Annotated in this window: 19 protein-coding genes and 1 riboswitch; of the genes, 7 read left to right on the top strand and 12 right to left on the bottom strand. The window is 57.0% G+C overall.

The genetic code is table 11. From position 1 onward, the window contains the following. The first annotated feature begins 113 nt into the window (after positions 1-113). Positions 114-1454 carry an anaerobic C4-dicarboxylate transporter DcuB gene (gene dcuB, locus EDF73_RS26810; RefSeq protein WP_132731965.1) on the top strand — a complete coding sequence of 447 codons (1341 nt, stop codon included), beginning with the start codon at positions 114-116 and terminating at the stop codon, positions 1452-1454. 246 nt (positions 1455-1700) lie between these two features. On the opposite strand, the gene EDF73_RS26815 is transcribed toward dcuB, so the two are convergent. The 10 genes from EDF73_RS26815 to rsd form a co-directional block, all read right to left on the bottom strand. Continuing rightward, complete coding sequence (locus tag EDF73_RS26815; RefSeq protein WP_132731966.1) at positions 1701-2012, bottom strand: PTS lactose/cellobiose transporter subunit IIA; 312 nt, start codon at positions 2010-2012, stop codon at positions 1701-1703. Positions 2013-2015: 3 nt separating this feature from the next. Continuing rightward, a complete protein-coding gene (locus tag EDF73_RS26820; protein WP_132731967.1) occupies positions 2016-2321 on the bottom strand; it encodes a PTS sugar transporter subunit IIB in 306 nt (101 codons plus the stop codon). A gap of 174 nt (positions 2322-2495) precedes the next feature. After that, complete coding sequence (locus EDF73_RS26825) at positions 2496-4028, bottom strand: sensor domain-containing diguanylate cyclase (RefSeq protein WP_165905798.1); 1533 nt, start codon at positions 4026-4028, stop codon at positions 2496-2498. Between the two features lie 305 nt (positions 4029-4333). Then, the gene (gene thiH / locus EDF73_RS26830; RefSeq protein ID WP_132731968.1) at positions 4334-5467 is read right to left on the bottom strand and encodes a 2-iminoacetate synthase ThiH; all 1134 of its coding nucleotides are present in this window, start codon (positions 5465-5467) and stop codon (positions 4334-4336) included. After that, the gene (gene thiG / locus EDF73_RS26835; RefSeq protein ID WP_132731969.1) at positions 5464-6234 is read right to left on the bottom strand and encodes a thiazole synthase; all 771 of its coding nucleotides are present in this window, start codon (positions 6232-6234) and stop codon (positions 5464-5466) included. Before thiG ends, thiH begins: the two co-directional genes overlap by 4 nt. A gap of 1 nt (position 6235) precedes the next feature. Continuing rightward, positions 6236-6436, bottom strand: a complete 201-nt coding sequence (gene thiS / locus EDF73_RS26840; RefSeq protein WP_132731970.1) for a sulfur carrier protein ThiS — start codon at positions 6434-6436, stop codon at positions 6236-6238. Beyond that, a complete protein-coding gene (locus EDF73_RS26845; RefSeq protein WP_132731971.1) occupies positions 6420-7175 on the bottom strand; it encodes a HesA/MoeB/ThiF family protein in 756 nt (251 codons plus the stop codon). The genes thiS and EDF73_RS26845 overlap by 17 nt, the downstream gene beginning before the upstream one ends. Continuing rightward, positions 7168-7803 carry a thiamine phosphate synthase gene (gene thiE / locus EDF73_RS26850; RefSeq protein WP_132731972.1) on the bottom strand — a complete coding sequence of 212 codons (636 nt, stop codon included), beginning with the start codon at positions 7801-7803 and terminating at the stop codon, positions 7168-7170. Before thiE ends, EDF73_RS26845 begins: the two co-directional genes overlap by 8 nt. Further along, positions 7803-9698: a phosphomethylpyrimidine synthase ThiC gene (thiC, locus tag EDF73_RS26855; protein ID WP_132731973.1), complete on the bottom strand. Its 1896-nt coding sequence runs from the start codon at positions 9696-9698 to the stop codon at positions 7803-7805. Before thiC ends, thiE begins: the two co-directional genes overlap by 1 nt. 86 nt (positions 9699-9784) lie before the next feature. Continuing rightward, positions 9785-9885, bottom strand: a riboswitch (TPP riboswitch). Positions 9886-9938: 53 nt separating this feature from the next. Continuing rightward, positions 9939-10436: a sigma D regulator gene (gene rsd, locus EDF73_RS26860; RefSeq protein ID WP_132731974.1), complete on the bottom strand. Its 498-nt coding sequence runs from the start codon at positions 10434-10436 to the stop codon at positions 9939-9941. 94 nt (positions 10437-10530) lie between these two features. On the opposite strand from rsd, the gene nudC reads away from it, so the two are divergent. From nudC to EDF73_RS26890, 6 genes are all read left to right on the top strand, one after another. After that, positions 10531-11304, top strand: coding sequence for an NAD(+) diphosphatase (gene nudC, locus EDF73_RS26865; protein ID WP_132731975.1), 774 nt, complete (start codon positions 10531-10533; stop codon positions 11302-11304). A 40-nt stretch (positions 11305-11344) separates the two neighbouring features. After that, on the top strand, positions 11345-12409 hold the full coding sequence (gene hemE, locus EDF73_RS26870; protein ID WP_132731976.1) for a uroporphyrinogen decarboxylase: 1065 nt from the start codon (positions 11345-11347) through the stop codon (positions 12407-12409). A 9-nt stretch (positions 12410-12418) separates the two neighbouring features. Further along, positions 12419-13090 (top strand): deoxyribonuclease V, encoded by a 672-nt coding sequence (gene nfi / locus EDF73_RS26875; protein ID WP_132731977.1) that lies wholly within the window; start codon positions 12419-12421, stop codon positions 13088-13090. A gap of 42 nt (positions 13091-13132) precedes the next feature. Beyond that, complete coding sequence (locus EDF73_RS26880; RefSeq protein WP_132731978.1) at positions 13133-13723, top strand: YjaG family protein; 591 nt, start codon at positions 13133-13135, stop codon at positions 13721-13723. Between the two features lie 186 nt (positions 13724-13909). After that, entirely contained in the window at positions 13910-14182 is a 273-nt protein-coding gene (gene hupA, locus EDF73_RS26885; protein WP_002884342.1) for a nucleoid-associated protein HU-alpha, read from the top strand. Between the two features lie 12 nt (positions 14183-14194). Then, complete coding sequence (locus EDF73_RS26890) at positions 14195-14887, top strand: DUF1481 domain-containing protein (protein WP_132731983.1); 693 nt, start codon at positions 14195-14197, stop codon at positions 14885-14887. A 179-nt stretch (positions 14888-15066) separates the two neighbouring features. Here EDF73_RS26890 and purD read toward each other — a convergent pair whose 3' ends face one another. Both purD and purH read right to left on the bottom strand, forming a co-directional pair. Next, complete coding sequence (gene purD, locus EDF73_RS26895) at positions 15067-16356, bottom strand: phosphoribosylamine--glycine ligase (RefSeq protein WP_132731979.1); 1290 nt, start codon at positions 16354-16356, stop codon at positions 15067-15069. A gap of 15 nt (positions 16357-16371) precedes the next feature. Continuing rightward, positions 16372-17961: a bifunctional phosphoribosylaminoimidazolecarboxamide formyltransferase/IMP cyclohydrolase gene (gene purH, locus EDF73_RS26900; protein WP_132731980.1), complete on the bottom strand. Its 1590-nt coding sequence runs from the start codon at positions 17959-17961 to the stop codon at positions 16372-16374. Positions 17962-18482 lie beyond the last annotated feature (521 nt).

Consider the following 18482-nt stretch of genomic DNA (forward strand, 5'->3'; position numbering starts at 1 on the left):
TGGTGAAGCTGAGGAGGGGTTTTTATATCTGAAAAATACGCCGGGGAGAGTGACAAATAAAACGACAGCGGCAGATAAATTTTTGATCTTAATGGCCTGGTTCTGGGGGATACATGGAATTCGTAATACAGCTCATCATTATCTTAATGTGTTTGTTTTATGGCGCCAGAAAAGGCGGTATCGCGCTCGGCCTTTTAGGCGGTATCGGACTGGTTATTTTAGTCTTTGTTTTTCACCTTCAGCCGGGTAAGCCACCGGTCGATGTTATGCTGGTGATTATTGCGGTTGTCGCCGCCTCGGCGACGTTGCAGGCCTCTGGCGGGCTGGACGTGATGCTGCAGATTGCCGAAAAACTACTGCGGCGTAATCCAAAGTATGTCTCTATCGTGGCGCCTTTCGTCACCTGTACGCTGACGATTCTTTGCGGCACTGGCCACGTGGTCTACACCATTCTGCCCATCATTTATGACGTGGCTATCAAGAACAATATTCGTCCCGAGCGCCCGATGGCCGCCAGCTCCATTGGCGCTCAGATGGGGATTATCGCCAGCCCGGTTTCCGTAGCGGTGGTATCTCTGGTGGCGATGTTGGGCAACTTTACCTTCAACGGCAAGCATCTGGAATTCCTCGATCTGCTGGCCATCACCATCCCTTCCACGCTGCTGGGGATCCTGGCCATTGGTATTTTTAGCTGGTTTCGCGGTAAGGACTTAGATAAAGACGAGGAGTTTCAGGCATTCATCTCGACGCCGGAAAATCGCCACTATGTGTATGGTGATACGGCAACGCTGCTGGACAGAAAATTGCCGACCAGTAACTGGATAGCGATGTGGATTTTCCTCGCTTCGATTGCCGTCGTGGCCGTTCTGGGGGCGTTTTCGGAGCTGCGTCCCGCTTTCGACGGTAAGCCGCTGTCAATGGTGCTGGTGATTCAGATGTTTATGCTGTTTTCCGGCGCGCTCATTATCATCATTACCAAAACAAACCCGGCATCGATTTCAAAGAATGAGGTTTTCCGCTCGGGAATGATTGCCATCGTGGCGGTGTACGGTATTGCCTGGATGGCAGAAACCATGTTCGGCGCGCACATGTCGGAGATTAAAGGCGTGCTGGGCGAAATGGTGAAAGAGTATCCGTGGGCCTATGCCATCGTCCTGCTGATTGTCTCCAAATTCGTTAATTCTCAGGCGGCGGCGCTGGCGGCGATTGTCCCTGTGGCGCTGGCGATTGGCGTCGACCCGGCATATATCGTGGCTTCTGCACCGGCCTGTTATGGTTATTATATTCTACCGACCTATCCCAGCGACCTGGCGGCGATTCAGTTTGACCGCTCCGGCACTACCCATATCGGCCGCTTCGTGATTAACCACAGCTTTATTCTGCCGGGGTTAATTGGCGTCAGCGTCTCATGCGTGTTTGGCTGGGTATTTGCCGCGATGTACGGTTTCCTGTAATCAAAAAGCAGGCGCCGGGCCTTTCAGACGATGGGGAATGCCCGGCGCCGAGGCGCTGATTGAAAAGGAGGACCCGGGGATATATCGCTTGCCGCGATGGCGGCAGCCTGAGCCGCGCTGAGGTTCATCGCCAGCGGTTGAGGGATATCGTTTTTTGGATCTGGCGCTGGACTATCGCCCGCGACGAAAAGGACAATGCCCGAATAAACGGGCATCATGCATGGCGGAACGGCAGATCATGAGCTGTTACTGCGCGGTGCGGCGATACAGTTCGATCATATCGGTTGCCAGATCCTGAATCACCATCGCGTTCATCAGATGGTCCTGGGAATGGACCGTGATCAGATTGACCGGAAGCTTACCGGTGCCCTCATCCAGGCCGATGAGCTGAGTCTGGATTTTATGCGCATGCTTCACAAATTCGTGAGATTCGGCCATCGCCTGCTCGGAAGCGGCAAAATCACCTTTGCGTGCCAGCTGCAGGGCGGTTAATGCTGAACTGCGCGCTGAGCCGGCGTTAACCAACAGCTCCATGATGATCGTTTCTAAATCTTCCATGACTTACTCCATCAACTTCAGGGCTTTATCAAGAACGGCATCGCCTTTCATCATGCCATAATCCATCATATCGATAACCGCGACTTTCTTACCGAACGGATCGGCCAGCGCCTGCAGCTTCGCCTGCTCATATTTCACCTGTGGGCCGAGCAGAATGATGTCAGCGGCTGCGAGATTGTCTTTAAACTCAGCGACCGGTACGGCTTTAATCGAGACTTCAACACCTTTCTTCTGTGCAGCGTCTTGCATACGTTGAACCAGCATGCTGGTGGACATTCCCGCGGCGCAGCATAAAACGATATTCTTCATAGTAGATGGCCCTTATGTTCCCTTGATGCATCATCTTTATCGCGGGGCGGGGGGCTCGACAACCGCTTTGCAATGATTGTGTGTAAGGCATCACAAAATAATGAAACCGGTTTCAATTTTTCCGCGATAAAGACAAAAATGCCCGGCGAAGCGGGCTTTAGTCGCGAAGAGGGATCAGGTGCGAACGATGCGGTTCTTGCCCTGCTGCTTCGCCTTATAGAGCGCTTCATCCACGCTGACGACCAGCTTATCCAGCGGCTCCATATTCCATTCGCCTAACCCGGCGCTAAAGGTCACCGTCAATCCCTCTTCACGCCAGGTACGCTGAGCGATCTTGACCCGCCAGCTTTCCAGAATCGTATGCGCGGTGGCGACATGCTCACCGGTGAAAATGACGGCAAACTCTTCACCGCCATAGCGGTAGAGCGAAATATGTTGCGGCTGCAGGATTTGCAGGCCCTCACGGGCGACATTACGCAAGACGATATCGCCGTTGAGGTGGCCCCAGGTATCGTTAATGGATTTAAAGTTATCGATATCGACCAGAGACAGGGCGAAAGGCTGATGATCGTTCATCAGCGCGGCGATATCGCTGTCGAAGGCGCGGCGGTTTTTACAGCCGGTCAGGGCATCGATAGTGGCCTGGCGCACATAGGTCAGCTCGCGCTGCTTATTACTTTCGATGGCCTTGCTCAGCATCGCCTCCAGCCGCGGAGCGCGATTGACATCGCCGGTTTTAATCGCATTGATGATGTTCATCAGCACCGTACGCGAGGCGTGGCGCAGATAGAGGCCGAACAGCACAATCACGATGGCGGCCAGCGCAAATCCCCAGGCGACAATATCGGTTTCGTAGCGCGTTAAATCAACCAGCGTAGCGTTGGCGACGCGGTAAATAACAAACCAGTCGGGATTGGTAAACGAATAATAGTAATACCAGATGCCATTTTTCTCGTCATACAGCTGACCTTCGGCACTGGTCATTTTATCCATTAACATATTGCTGACGTAGGGCTTAAAAAGCGCGCCGGTATCCGGATGAAGCACCACTTTCCCGTCACGCTGCACCACAAAAAACTCGCCCTGAATGGGGGCCACCATCTGGCGTAGGGCATACCCCATCGAGGTCAGATCCAGATGAAATGCGAGGCTACCCTTGAGCCGTCCTTGCGGCGAGATGATGGGTTTATACAGGGTAATGGTCGGACGATGGGTGAAGTAGTCCAGATAGGGGCTGGTATAGAGGCTAAAGGTACTGGCCTCCGCCTGCTTGATAAACCATGGCCGGGTCCTGGGATCGAAGGCGCGACTGTCATCGCTCTCCAGCACCTCTGGCGCACGCAGGTAGCGGCCATGGGTATCCGCCAGCGAGATAGACGAAACGGTTGGCATCAGTTCCTGTAGCTGCATCAGCTCCTGCAACCCTTTTTGCGGATCAACGTTAACCGCCTGATTTAGCTCGTCACTCTTCGCAAAAAATTGGGTCGCCCGAGCGAGGATATAATCATTCCCGCGCAGCAGCGACTCGGTGTAGTTGACCGCAAGATTGTGGGTGAAATTGCGATTAACGTGGTGGTAGTCCTCAAGAAAATTCTTTTTCTGCGTGACGGTAACAAACATCGCGATCAGCAAAAAGCTGAGTAAAATCCCTGCAAATCCAACCAGAATCGGCATAGTAAAAGAGAGCGTTCTGTTGTGACGTGCCATGTGTCGTAAATCGTTCCAGAAGGTATAACGTGGGTTGAAGCGCAGGTTTTAGCCGCAATGCCTGGCGATCGAATCGGGTAATGCTCCGTCAATTATAACCCTGGCCCTCGGGAGGATGGGATTTATCTTTGATGGCGGTGCCTGCCTCGCGATGAGGCAGGGCGAAAGGAGGAAGAGAAAGGATTCGCCCTGGTCAGCGTCCGCTGCTGACAAAGGCAGAATAAAAAAACGCGAGCGCAACTACCAGCTGCCGCTTTTCATCTTACACTCCGGTTCGGAAAACGTTCAGCTCCTTACACCGCCTTTCATGACGACTGCGAGGCGCGTCCCAGCCAGCTGTCCCAGTCTTTCCACACCGGCTGTAAACCGCGTGCCACCAGCGCGTCGGCCACCTCCTCCGGGCGACGACCGTCATGAGGCGCAAACTGCTCCAGCTCCGGGTGGTTATCGGCATAGCCGCCGGGTTGGGTTTTCGAAAAGGCGCTGACGTTATTAATCGCCAGCGGGATCACCTGGTCACGGAAGGCCGGCGATTCACGCGTCGAGAGCGAGAGCTCCACGTCCGGCGCCAGCAGGCGGAAGGCGCAAATGGTCTGAACCAGCTGCCGTTCGTCCATCAGCGAGGCGGGGGTAACCCCACCCGCGCACGGCCGCAGTCGCGGGAAGGAGATAGAGTAGCGGCTGCGCCAGTAATGCTGTTGCAGCCACAGCAGATGCTCCGCCACCATGTAGCAATCCACGCGCCAGCTGTCAGAAAGACCGATTAACGCCCCGAGGCCGATCTTATCGATCCCCGCCTGGCCGAGACGATCCGGCGTATCCAGACGCCAGAAAAAGTCCTGTTTTTTACCCTTCAGATGGTGCTGGGCATACATGCTCTCATGATACGTTTCCTGATAGACCATGACGCCGTCCAGGCCGAGCGTTTTCAGCTCGGCGTACTCTGCCATCGTTAGCGGCTGCACTTCCATTTGCAGTGAGGAGAATTGGCTGCGAATAGCGGGCAGGTGCCGGCGAAAATAGTCCATGCCGACTTTGCCCTGGTGTTCGCCGGTGACCAGCAGCAGATGTTCAAAGCCCATTGCGCGAATGGCGGCGCATTCGCGGGCAATTTCTTCCTCGTCCAGGGTCTTACGCTTAATGCGGTTGCTCATCGAAAAACCGCAGTAGGTACAGTCGTTCGCGCACAGGTTGGAGAGGTACAGCGGAACGTAAAAGCTGACGGTATTGCCGAATCGTTGCCGGGTCAGCCGCTGCGCGCGCTGGGCCAGCGGCTCCAGATAGCCGGCGGCGGCGGGAGAGAGCAGGGCCATCATATCGTCACGACTGAGCTGTTTTGCCGCTATCGCTCGCTCCACATCGGCTGGCGTCTTGCCGTTGATACGCAGGCGAATGTCATCCCATTCCAGCTGTTTCCAGCGTTCGCTAAAGGTGGTCATGCCTGCGCCTCCAGAAAACCGGTCAGTGGGCTGGTGGCCTGCGCCCCGGCGCTGCGCGAGCCGGGACCCGCCTGACGAGCCAGTAATCCCGCCTCTACCGCCAGACGAAAGGCCCGCGCCATAGTCACCGGATCGTCGGCCACGGCGATAGCGGTGTTGACCAGCACGGCATCGGCCCCCATTTCCAGCGCCTGTGCGGCATGGCTGGGGACGCCAATTCCCGCATCGACCACCACCGGTACCGTCGCCTGTTCGATAATAATTTCCAGCATCGCCCGGGTTTCCAGCCCTTGATTCGAGCCAATCGGCGCGCCGAGCGGCATCACCGCCGCGCATCCCGCTTCCTCCAGCCGTTTGCACAACACCGGATCGGCGCCGCAATAAGGTAGAACCACGAAGCCTTCCCGCACCAGCGTCTCGGCCGCCTTCAGGGTTTCGATCGGATCCGGCAGCAGCCAGCGCGCGTCCGGATGAATCTCCAGCTTCAGCCAGTGGGTGCCCAGGGCTTCCCGGGCCAGCCGGGCGGCAAAGATGGCCTCTTCTGCCGTTTTGGCCCCCGAGGTATTTGGCAGCAGACTGACGCCAGCCGCCAGCAAGGGGGCAAGAATGGCATCGTTGTGCTGGCGTAGATCGACGCGCTTCATCGCCAGCGTCACCAGTTGACTACCCGAGGCGCGAATCGCCTCGACCATCACCTGCGGCGCGGAAAATTTTCCGGTACCGGTAAAAATATGTGATTCAAACGTTTTGTCTGCGATACGTAACATGTCAGCCTCCGGCGATAACCTGAAAAAGCAGGACCCGATCGCCTTCCTGCAGAAGATGGTGTTCCCACCGCTCGCGCGGCAGAACGTGTTGATTGAGCGCCAGGGCAGTACCCGCCTGGCGCTGCGCTAGCTGCGTGAGCAGGTCGGCGACGGTGGTCGTTCCGGCGCACTGCATCGGCTCGTCGTTAAACCAGATCTGCATGGCGCCCTCCGCATACCGGGCAGCCCAGCGCACGCTGCAGCGCCAGATTGCGCCAGTGGCTGGTGCGCGCATCGAATAGCCGCAGCGTGTTGCGCGGCGTTGCCATGCCGGAGAGCAATTTGATCGCCTCCAGCGCCTGCAGCGTGCCCATCATGCCGACCACCGGCCCGACAATCCCCGCCGTACGGCAGTTACGTTCGGGTTCGGCGGTATCGGGCCACAGGCAGCGGTAGCAGCCCTGCTCCCATGGTGGGGTGAGGACCATCAGCTGCCCGCCCAGCCCGACGGCGCTGGCGGTAATCAACGGCGTGGCCAGCGCGACGCAGGCAGCATTGATATCCTGGCGGGTGACCATATTATCGGTGCAATCCAGCACCACGTCGGCCCGGGCGACTTCGCTTCGTAGGGCTTCGCCGCTTAACCGTTGTTGCAGCGTGACGATCTCAATCTGCGGGTTAAGCCGCGCCAGCCGCTGCCTGGCGGCGGCGGTTTTCGGCCGGGCGATATCATCGCTGGTGAAGAGAATCTGGCGTTGCAGGTTGCTTACGTGGACGTCGTCATCGTCAGCCAGTACCAGCATACCGACGCCGGCGCCGGCCAGATACAGCGCGGCAGGAGAACCCAACCCGCCGAGGCCGACGATCAGCACCCGGCTGGCTAACAGCTTCTGCTGACCTTCGATGGCAATATCTTCCAGCATCAGCTGGCGGCTATAGCGCATGAAATCGCTGTCATTCATCGCCTGCTCCTGCGATTTCCAGCAGTTGGGCGGTGGCCTGCCGCCAGTCTTCCGCCTGGGTAATCGCGCTCACGACGGCGATGCTACCGACGCCGGTTTCCAGTACCGCCGGAGCGCGCGCCAGGCTGATGCCGCCGATCGCCACCGTCGGGTAATCCTGCAGGCGCTGGATATGTTGAGCGAGCTGCGTCAGACCCTGAGGGGCGGAAGGCATTTGTTTGGTTTGCGTAGGGAAAACGTGACCTAGCGCGATATAGGAGGGGCGTGCGGCCAGCGCAACATCGATCTCCATATCATCATGGGTCGAGACCCCGAGGCGCAGCCCGGCGTGGCGAATGGCGCTCAGGTCCGTGGTTTCCAGGTCCTCTTGTCCCAGGTGCACGCCGTAGGCCTGGTGCTTAATGGCCAGCTGCCAGTAGTCGTTGATGAACAACCGGGCATGATATTGACGGCCGAGTGCGATAGCAGCGATCACATCGTCCTCAACGTCGCTGTCACGCTTATCCTTGATGCGCAGCTGAAGAGTACGCACGCCCGCTTTCAGCAGGCGTTCAATCCACACCACGCTGTCCACGACCGGGTAGAGTCCTAAACGGAAAGGGACGGACGGAAAATCGGGTTGATACATCAGGCTTGCTCCTTACGTAAATAGATCTCACCGCCGCGAGCGCGGAAATCCTGGGACCTGTCGGCCATGCCGGCGTCGATATTCTGCCGGGCGGCATAGTCGCGGACTTCCTGGGTGATTTTCATTGAACAGAATTTGGGCCCGCACATAGAGCAGAAGTGGGCGACTTTGCCGGACTCCTGCGGCAGCGTTTCGTCGTGATAAGCGCGGGCGGTGAACGGGTCGAGGGCGAGATTGAACTGGTCTTCCCAGCGGAATTCAAAACGGGCTTTGGACATGGCGTTATCGCGGATCTGCGCCCCCGGATGACCTTTGGCAAGGTCGGCGGCGTGAGCGGCGATTTTGTAGGCGATCAATCCCTGCTTCACATCCTCTTTATTCGGCAGGCCGAGATGCTCCTTCGGCGTGACATAGCAGAGCATGGCGCAGCCGAACCAGCCGATCATCGCCGCGCCGATACCGGAGGTGAAGTGGTCATAGCCGGGAGCGATATCGGTGGTTAATGGCCCAAGAGTGTAGAACGGCGCTTCGTGGCAGTGGGTCAGCTCTTCGCTCATGTTGCGGCGGATCATCTGCATCGGCACATGGCCCGGTCCCTCAATCATCACCTGCACGTCGTACTCCCAGGCGATTTTTGTCAGCTCCCCCAGGGTGTGCAGCTCGGCGAACTGCGCCTCGTCGTTGGCGTCCTGAATCGAGCCCGGCCGTAGGCCGTCGCCGAGCGAGAGTGAGACATCATAGGCGGCGCAGATTTGGCAAATCTCGCGGAAGTGTTGATAGAGGAAGTTTTCCTGATGATGCGACAGGCACCACTTCGCCATGATTGAGCCGCCGCGGGAGACAATGCCGGTCAGACGTTTGGCGGTCATCGGTACGTAGCGCAGCAGGACGCCGGCATGAATGGTGAAATAGTCGACGCCTTGTTCCGCCTGTTCCAGCAGAGTGTCGCGGAACGCTTCCCAGGTGAGGTCTTCGGCAATGCCGTTCACTTTCTCCAGCGCCTGATAGATGGGGACGGTGCCGATGGGCACCGGGCTGTTACGCAGGATCCATTCGCGGGTTTCGTGAATATAGCGGCCGGTGGAGAGATCCATCACCGTGTCGGCGCCCCAGCGCGTTGACCACACCAGTTTTTCGACCTCTTCTTCGATGGACGATGTCACCGCCGAGTTGCCGATGTTGGCGTTAACCTTCACCAGAAAATTGCGCCCGATGATCATCGGTTCCGATTCCGGGTGGTTGATGTTGGCAGGAACGATCGCGCGGCCGGCGGCCACCTCATCGCGGACGAATTCCGCGGTGATGTTCTCCGGTAAGCGGGCGCCAAAGCCTTCCCCCGGGTGCTGGTGGCGCAGCACTTCGCTGCGAATACGCTCCCGGCCCATGTTTTCCCGGATGGCGATAAACTCCATCTCCGGCGTAACGATTCCCCGACGGGCGTAGTGGAGCTGAGTAACGCATTGCCCCGGCCTGGCTCGTCTCGGCGTCAGCAGGCCGCTAAAGCGCAGCGCATCGAGGCCCTCATCGGCGAGACGCTCTTTGGTGTAGAGGGAGCTGCGGTCGTTTAACGGCTCGCTATCCTGCCGCGCATCGATCCACGGCTGGCGCAGCTTTGCCAGCCCCTGCCTGACATCGATGGCAACGTCTGGATCGCCATACGGGCCGGAGGTGTCATACACCGGTATCGCTTCGTTATCTTCATACTGCGGGTTGGTTTTGTCGCCGCCGGTCAGCGTGGGGCTAAGCTGGATTTCGCGCATCGGCACGCGAATATCATCCTGCGAGCCCTGAATATAGATACGCCGTGAACGGGGGAAGACGCTGCCTTCGAGGGTATCAATAAAGCGCTGCGCGCGTTCGCGCTGTTCTCTACGGGTCAGTTTGGTTGCAGACATAGCTCATTCCAGATGAAAAAGGACATGGCTTGTCAGACGACGGATGGAGTAACAGATGCGATCGGTCCTGGATGGACGGTCGCTTATAGCAGTTTACTCTTGTTCCCTTCGCAGGTATTAGCCTGATCAGGTTCCGCGGATCCCGAATAAACGGTCTCAGCCAGTTAAGGCACTCCGACAAGATAAAACCCCCTCCAGAGAGGGAGAATGTATGTAAACTACTCGTTAACGGCTCACAACTCAAGCAGTCGGCGTGATATTGTCGCTGATGTTGTCTTCCTGGTTGTGGGAAACGGCGAGGGCGATCAGCTTATCTTCCAGCGCAAATCGCGCTTCCAGCGCTTCGCCAATATCGGAAAGCGCCTGCTGGAACTCCAGATAGTTATCGTGATCGATGGCGTTTTCGAGGCAGGAATCGTAGTAATCCATAATCTGCTGGGTATTGGCTTCCAGCTGCGGATAGAGCTTCGTGGCCGCCAAAAGTGGCGTGTCGCCTTCCATTTCGCCAAGAATACGTTCATAAATATTAAAATGGCCGGAGGAGAGGTAATCCACCAGGCTTTGGCAAAAGTTATCCAGCGCCTTTTCGTTAAGCCGCATAAAGGATTCTTTACCCGGTTTCAGGCCAACCAGCTTGTAGTAAGCCACGAGCAAATGCTTACGTACATGCAGCCAGCGATCGACCAGTTTATTACTGCCTCCAAGACGTTCCGTTAGGTTTTCCAGCTGGTTTAACATGGTTGACTCCGCAAGATTAAGAAAAATAACGTTGCTCACCAAAATGTAAATATAATGTTAAAAGTGCCAGTAAAACGAAGGTAGTGCAATAGATATGGATCGTATTATTGAAAAATTAGATCGCGGCTGGTGGATCGTCAGCCACGAACAAAAATTATGGTTACCCGACGGGGAATTACCACATGGCGAAGCGGTAAATTTCAATCTTGTCGGACAGCACGCGCGGCATATCGGTGAATGGCAAGGAGAAGCGGTATGGCTGGTGCGCCAGGATCGTCGGCATGATATGGGATCGTTGCGTCAGGTGCTGGATCAGGATCCGGGGCTGTTTCAGCTGGCGGGGCGCGGCATCCAGCTGGCCGAGTTTTACCGCTCGCATAAATTCTGCGGCTACTGCGGGCATCCGATGCAGCCAAGCAAAAGCGAATGGGCGATGCTGTGCAGCCACTGTCGCGAGCGCTATTACCCGCAAATCGCCCCGTGCATGATCGTGGCGATTCGCCGGGACGACTCTATTTTGCTGGCGCAGCATACCCGCCACCGCAACGGCGTACATACGGTGCTGGCCGGGTTTGTCGAAGTGGGAGAGACCCTGGAACAGGCGGTTGCCCGCGAGGTGATGGAAGAAAGCGGCCTGAAGGTGAAAAACCTGCGCTATGTGACTTCCCAACCGTGGCCGTTCCCGCAGTCGCTGATGACCGCGTTTATGGCGGAATATGACAGCGGCGAGATTGTTATCGATAAGAAAGAGCTGCTGGAGGCGGGCTGGTATCGCTACGATGATTTACCGCTGCTGCCGCCGCCGGGAACCGTGGCGCGCCGGCTGATAGAAGATACCGTGGCAATGTGTCGGGCCGACTATGAATGACGTGATACAATGACGGCCTGACGCATTAAGGAACTGCAAAATGACCGAACTGAAGAACGATCGTTATCTGCGTGCGCTGCTGCGCCAACCCGTTGATGTGACCCCGGTGTGGATGATGCGCCAGGCTGGCCGCTATTTACCGGAGTACAAGGCCACTCGCGCAGAAGCGGGCGACTTTATGTCTCTGTGTAAAAATGCCGGGCTGGCCTGTGAAGTCACCCTGCAGCCGCTGCGTCGCTATGCGCTGGATGCGGCGATCCTCTTTTCAGACATTCTGACTATTCCGGACGCGATGGGGCTGGGGCTCTATTTCGAAGCCGGCGAAGGTCCGCGCTTCACCTCGACCATTACCGGCAAAGCCGACGTCGACAAACTGCCGATCCCCGATCCGGAAGATGAACTCGGTTACGTGATGAATGCGGTACGCACCATTCGTCGTGAGCTCAAAGGTGAGGTTCCGCTGATTGGCTTCTCCGGCAGCCCGTGGACCCTGGCGACCTATATGGTTGAAGGGGGCAGCAGTAAGGCCTTCACTGTCATCAAAAAAATGATGTATGCCGATCCGCAGACCCTGCATGCGCTGCTCGATAAGCTGGCAAAAAGCGTCACGTTGTACCTTAATGCCCAGATCAAAGCGGGCGCCCAGTCGGTGATGATTTTCGATACCTGGGGTGGCGTGCTGACCGGCCGCGATTATCAGCAGTTCTCGCTGTACTACATGCACAAAATCGTCGATGGCCTGCTGCGTGAAAACGAAGGCCGCCGCGTACCGGTGACCTTATTCACCAAAGGCGGCGGACAGTGGCTGGAAGCGATGGCCGAAACCGGCTGCGATGCGCTGGGTCTCGACTGGACCACCGATATCGCCGACGCTCGCCGTCGCGTCGGTCACAAAGTGGCGCTACAGGGCAATATGGACCCTTCCATGCTCTACGCGCCCGCTGCCCGTATTGAAGAAGAAGTGGCGACCATTCTTGCTGGCTTCGGTCAGGGGGAAGGCCACGTCTTCAACCTCGGTCACGGCATTCATCAGGACGTGAATCCTGAACATGCGGGGGTGTTTGTCGAAGCGGTACACCGGCTGTCGGCGCAATACCATCGCTAAGGAGCGAGTATGGATTTGGCATCGCTACGCGCCCGCCAGCAGGAGCTGGCCGCATCGGTCATCCGTGAGGATCGGCTGGATCGGGATCCTCCGCGGCTGATCGGCGGAGCAGACGTTGGCTTCGAGCAAGAAGGCGAAGTCACCCGAGCGGCGATGGTGCTGCTGGCCTGGCCCTCGCTGGAGCTGGTGGAATATCAGGTGGCACGCGTTGCCACCACGATGCCTTATATCCCCGGCTTTCTCTCTTTTCGTGAAACGCCCGCGCTGCTGGCGGCGTGGGAACAGCTTTGCCAAAAACCCGATCTCTTATTTGTCGACGGCCACGGGATTTCCCATCCGCGGCGTCTGGGCGTGGCCAGCCATTTTGGCCTGCTGGTGGATGTCCCGACCATTGGGGTGGCGAAAAAGCGCCTGTGCGGGCGCTTTACGCTTCCCGGCGATGAACCGGGGGCACTGGCGCCGCTGATGGATAAAAACGAGCAGCTGGCATGGGTCTGGCGCAGCAAAGCGCGCTGCAACCCGCTGTTTGTCAGCACCGGCCACCGCGTAGCCCTCGATAGCGCGCTGGCGTGGGTGGAGCGCTGCATCAAAGGCTACCGCCTGCCGGAACCCACGCGCTGGGCTGATGCGGTGGCCTCGCGGCGCCCGGCGTTTGTGCGTTGGCAAGCAAATCACGACTGATTCAGGTACACTGCGGCTAATTTCTGACTTCGAGAATTCATCATGTTACAAAACCCGATTCATCTGCGCCTGGAGAAGCTGGAAAGCTGGCAGCACGTCACCTTTATGGCCTGTTTGTGCGAGCGCATGTACCCCAACTACGCGATGTTCTGCCAGCAAACCGAATTTGCCGATGGCCAGCTGTATCGCCGTATCCTCGATCTGATCTGGGAAACGCTGACGGTCAAAGACGCGAAGGTGAATTTTGATAGCCAGCTGGAAAAGCTGGAAGAGGCGATTCCGGTTGCGGACGACTACGATCTGTACGGCGTTTACCCGGCTATCGATGCCTGTGTCGCCTTGAGCGAACTGATTCACTCGCGCCTGAGCGGAGAAACGCTTGAGCATGCCATTGAGGTGAGCAAGAGCTCCATTACCACCGTGGCGATGCTGGAAATGACCCAGGCCGGTCGCGAAATGACCGATGAAGAGCTCAAAGAGAACCCGGCGGTTGAGCAAGAATGGGATATTCAGTGGGAAATTTTCCGTCTGCTGGCCGACTGCGAAGAACGCGATATTGAACTGATCAAAGGGCTGCGCGCAGACCTTCGTGAAGCCGGTGAGAGCAATATTGGTATAAATTTTCAGCAGTGAGACCAGAAAACGTGATTTACCGCCTGAATTGTAGCGTCTGAAGGCTTCCATTCCGCCCCCCGTCTGGTCTACATTTGGAGGGCGAAAAAAAGTGGCTATCGGTGCGTGTATGCAGGAGAGTGCTTTTCAGGCATTTCCGTCGCACTCGGTGCTTAGCAAGCGATAAACACATTGTAAGGATAACTTATGAACAAGACTCAACTGATTGATGTAATTGCGGACAAAGCTGACCTGTCCAAAGCACAGGCGAAAGCTGCCCTGGAATCTACCCTGGCTGCAATTACCGAGTCTCTGAAAGAAGGTGATGCTGTTCAACTGGTTGGTTTCGGTACCTTCAAAGTGAACCACCGCGCTGAGCGTACTGGCCGCAACCCGCAGACCGGTAAAGAAATCAAAATTGCCGCTGCTAACGTGCCGGCGTTTGTTTCTGGTAAAGCACTGAAAGACGCAGTTAAGTAAGACCGCGTGGCAGTGTACAGTTTTAACGAAGGGGCCTTTAAGCCCCTTTTGTCTATCTGGCGTCGCGCGTTGACGCTGGTGGGCATTCTGTTGATCACTGCCTGCAGCCATGATTCCTCACTCCCTCCGTTCACCGCCAGCGGCTATGCGGACAATCAGGGGGCGATGCGTATCTGGCGTGAGGATGCGAATGGCGAAGTGCATCTCCTTGCCGCCTTTAGCCCATGGCGTAACGGCAATACCTCGACCAGCGAATACCGCTGGCAGGGCGACCGACTCACGCTTATCGAGCTTAATGTTTACGGCCACCCCAAAGAACACATTCGCGCCCGCTTTGATGACCAGGGCGAACTGAGCTTTATGCAGCGTGAAGTGGATGGACAGAAGCAGCAGCTTTCCAGCGATCAGGTGGCGCTTTATCGCTACCGGGCAACGCAGATTCGCCAGACCAGCGACGCATTGCGCCAGGGACGAGTTGTCCTGCGTCAGGGGCGCTGGCATACCAACCAGACGGTCACCACCTGCGAAGGGCAAACCGTGAGACCGGACCTGGATGCGCGGGCATTAGCCCATATTACGCGCCGCCAGAGTCACTCATCCGCGGAGGTGAGCGTAGCGTGGCTGGAAGCCTCAGACGGCGCTCAGCTGCTGCTGGTGGCCAACGAAGACTTCTGTACCTGGCAGCCGCAGGAAAAAACCTTCTGACCTCCTGTCAGAGACCCTGTGCGCGTTACGATTCCCTCTATCCTTCTCCACCCTACGCTTCTCTGAGGCGCGTAGCCGCACATCCTCCGTGACTGGTTGGCGGGCTGACGATAAAAAACGGGCGACTCCAGAATGAAGCCGCCCGTCAATGAGGCCTGTTATGAGGTTACGTTCAGGCGCTAGCGTTGCTCGCGGGCAATAGCGCGCCAGCCGATATCGCTACGGCTGAAGCTTCCTTCCCAATGAATACCGGTCAGGAGTTCATAGGCGCGCTGCTGCGCCTGAGCGACAGTATCACCCAGCGCCGTCACGCACAGTACGCGGCCGCCGTTAGTTACCACGCGCTGGTCGTCGGCAAGCTTCGTCCCGGCATGGAAGACTTTGCCATCGGCCGCTTCTTCCTGCGGTAAACCGAAGATTTCGTCGCCGGTGGCGTAGTTGCCCGGATAGCCGCCTGCGGCAACCACCACGCCAAGCGAGGCGCGATCGTCCCACTCGGAGGTTTTCTCATCCAGTTTACCGTCACAGGCGGCGAGACACAGCTCCACCATGTCAGATTTCATGCGCAGCATGATGGGCTGAGTTTCCGGATCGCCGAAGCGGCAGTTGAACTCAATCACCTTCGGGTTACCCTGTTTGTCGATCATCAGCCCGGCGTAGAGGAAACCGGTATAGGTATTGCCTTCCGCCGCCATCCCTTTGACCGTAGGCCAGATGATACGATCCATCGTGCGCTGATGGACTTCATCCGTCACCACAGGGGCCGGCGAGTAGGCGCCCATACCACCGGTATTCGGACCGGTATCGCCATTGCCCACGCGTTTGTGGTCCTGGCTGGTGGCCATCGGCAGGACGTGTTCACCGTCAACCATCACGATAAAGCTGGCCTCTTCGCCGTCGAGAAACTCTTCGATAACAATACGGTGGCCCGCGTCGCCGAAAGCGTTGCCGGCCAGCATATCTTTCACCGCCTCTTCCGCTTCTTCCAGCGTCATCGCCACGATAACGCCTTTACCGGCCGCCAGACCGTCAGCTTTGATAACGATCGGCGCGCCTTTCTCACACAGGTAGGCCAGCGCAGGTTCGACTTCGGTGAAGTTCTGATATTCCGCGGTCGGAATGTTATGCCGCGCGAGGAAATCTTTGGTAAACGCTTTTGAGCCTTCCAGCTGGGCGGCGCCTTCGGTCGGGCCGAAGATTTTCAGACCGGCTGCGCGGAACGCATCGACAATGCCAATCACCAGCGGCGCTTCCGGGCCGACGATGGTCAGATCGATCTTTTCGCTCTGGGCGAAGCTCAGCAAGGCCGGGATATCGGTGACGCCGATAGCGACGTTGTGCAGCGCAGGTTCCAGCGCGGTACCGGCGTTGCCCGGCGCGACGTAAACGGTATCAACCAGCGGAGACTGTGCCGCTTTCCATCCCAGCGCGTGTTCGCGGCCGCCGTTGCCAATCACTAATACTTTCATGTTCTGCTCCGTGAATTAATGGCGGAAGTGACGCATGTCGGTGAAGATCATCGCAATGCCGTGTTCGTCAGCTGCGGCAATGACTTCGTCGTCACGGATAGAGCCGCCAGGCTGGATAACACAGGTAATGCCTACTGCAGCAGCAGCGTCGATACCGTCACGGAACGGGAAGAAGGCGTCAGAAGCCATTGCCGAGCCTTTCACTTCCAGACCTTCATCGCCCGCTTTGATACCGGCAATTTTCGCCGAGTAAACGCGGCTCATCTGGCCTGCACCTATCCCGATGGTCATGTTCTCTTTTGCATAGACAATCGCGTTGGATTTCACGAACTTGGCCACTTTCCAGCAGAACAGCGCGTCACGCAGTTCCTGCTCGGTAGGCTGGCGCTTCGTCACGACGCGCAGATCGCCCTCGGTGACCATGCCCAGGTCGCGATCCTGAACCAGCAGACCGCCGTTAACGCGTTTGAAATCGAGACCCGGAACGCGTGCCGCCCACTCGCCGCAGGTCAGAACGCGGACGTTCTGCTTGGCTGCGGTGATCTTCAGCGCTTCTTCGCTGGCGGACGGGGCGATGATCACTTCGACAAACTGGCGAGAAATGATGGCCTGTGCGGTTTCCGCATCCAGTTCACGGTTGAAGGCGATAATGCCGCCGAATGCGGAGGTCGGGTCGGTTTTGTAGGCGCGATCGTAAGCATCCAGAATTGAAGTGCTGACTGCGACGCCGCACGGGTTGGCGTGTTTAACAATCACGCAGGCCGGTTCGCTGAACTCTTTCACGCACTCCAGCGCCGCATCGGTATCGGCGATGTTGTTATAAGAAAGGGCTTTGCCTTGAACCTGGGTGGCAGTCGCAACCGACGCCTCTTTAATGTCTTCTTCTATATAGAAGGCCGCCTGCTGATGGCTGTTTTCGCCGTAACGCATATCCTGCTTCTTAATGAAGTTCAGGTTCAGCGTACGCGGGAAGCGGCCGGAGGCTTCCTGAGTCTCACCATGATAGGCCGGAACCATGCTGCCGAAGTAGTTGGCAATCATGCTGTCGTAGGCAGCGGTGTGCTCGAAAGCTTTAATGGCGAGATCGAAGCGGGTTTCCAGCGTCAGGGAACCGTCGTTAGCATCCATCTCGTTAATAATGGCGTGGTAGTCGCCGCTCTTGACGACGATGGCCACGTCTTTATGGTTCTTGGCCGCGGAGCGCACCATGGTCGGGCCGCCGATATCGATATTCTCTACCGCATCTTCCAGGGAACACCCTTCGCGGGCGACGGTCTGGGCAAACGGATAAAGGTTAACAACGACCATATCAATAGGAGAGATCGCGTGCTGGGCCATGATCTCATCATCCTGGCCGCGGCGGCCAAGAATACCGCCGTGCACTTTTGGATGCAGGGTCTTAACGCGTCCATCCATCATTTCCGGGAAACCGGTGTAGTCAGAGACTTCGGTTACCGGCAGACCTTTCTCAGCCAGCAGGCGTGCGGTACCGCCCGTAGAGAGTAGCTCAACACCACGAGCGGAAAGAGCCTGCGCGAATTCGACGATACCGGCCTTGTCAGAAACACTGAGCAGAGCGCGGCGGACTGGACGACGTTGTTGCATGGTATTAAATCCCCAGGATTTGAACATTACAGAGAGCGTTAGGTGAGTTTTTGCCTAAAAACTCACCTAACGCACCCAACCGGGCATCCTTGTCATAGCGCGGCATTGTAACGAAAACGTTTGCGCAACGCTCGCGAATTTTTATCTTTCTCTTTTTTGCCGCTCTCTTCTCTATATAGAAGGGGCGTTTGATGGCCTTTATCAGGTAAGAAGTGGCGTGGCCTGTGGATAATTCTGTGTGTAACAGGGTATAAAGTGGGGTTTTGCTGGGGAATGCAGCAGTCAGTCATTTTTCTGCAACTTTTCTATTGCGGGCGTTCGAGAACTCCCTATAATGCGCCTCCATCGACACGGAACAACGGCAAACAAGCCGCCGGGTTGAAAGAGAAAACTTCTGAAAAACGAGGTTGACTCTGCAAGAGGAAGGCGTAATATACGCCACCTCGCGACAGAGCGCTAAAGCGCGTCGCAACTGCTCTTTAACAATTTATCAGACAATCTGTGTGGGCACTCAAAGTGAC

Source organism: Klebsiella sp. BIGb0138 (assembly GCF_004342285.1).
Taxonomy (GTDB): Bacteria; Pseudomonadota; Gammaproteobacteria; order Enterobacterales; family Enterobacteriaceae; genus Klebsiella.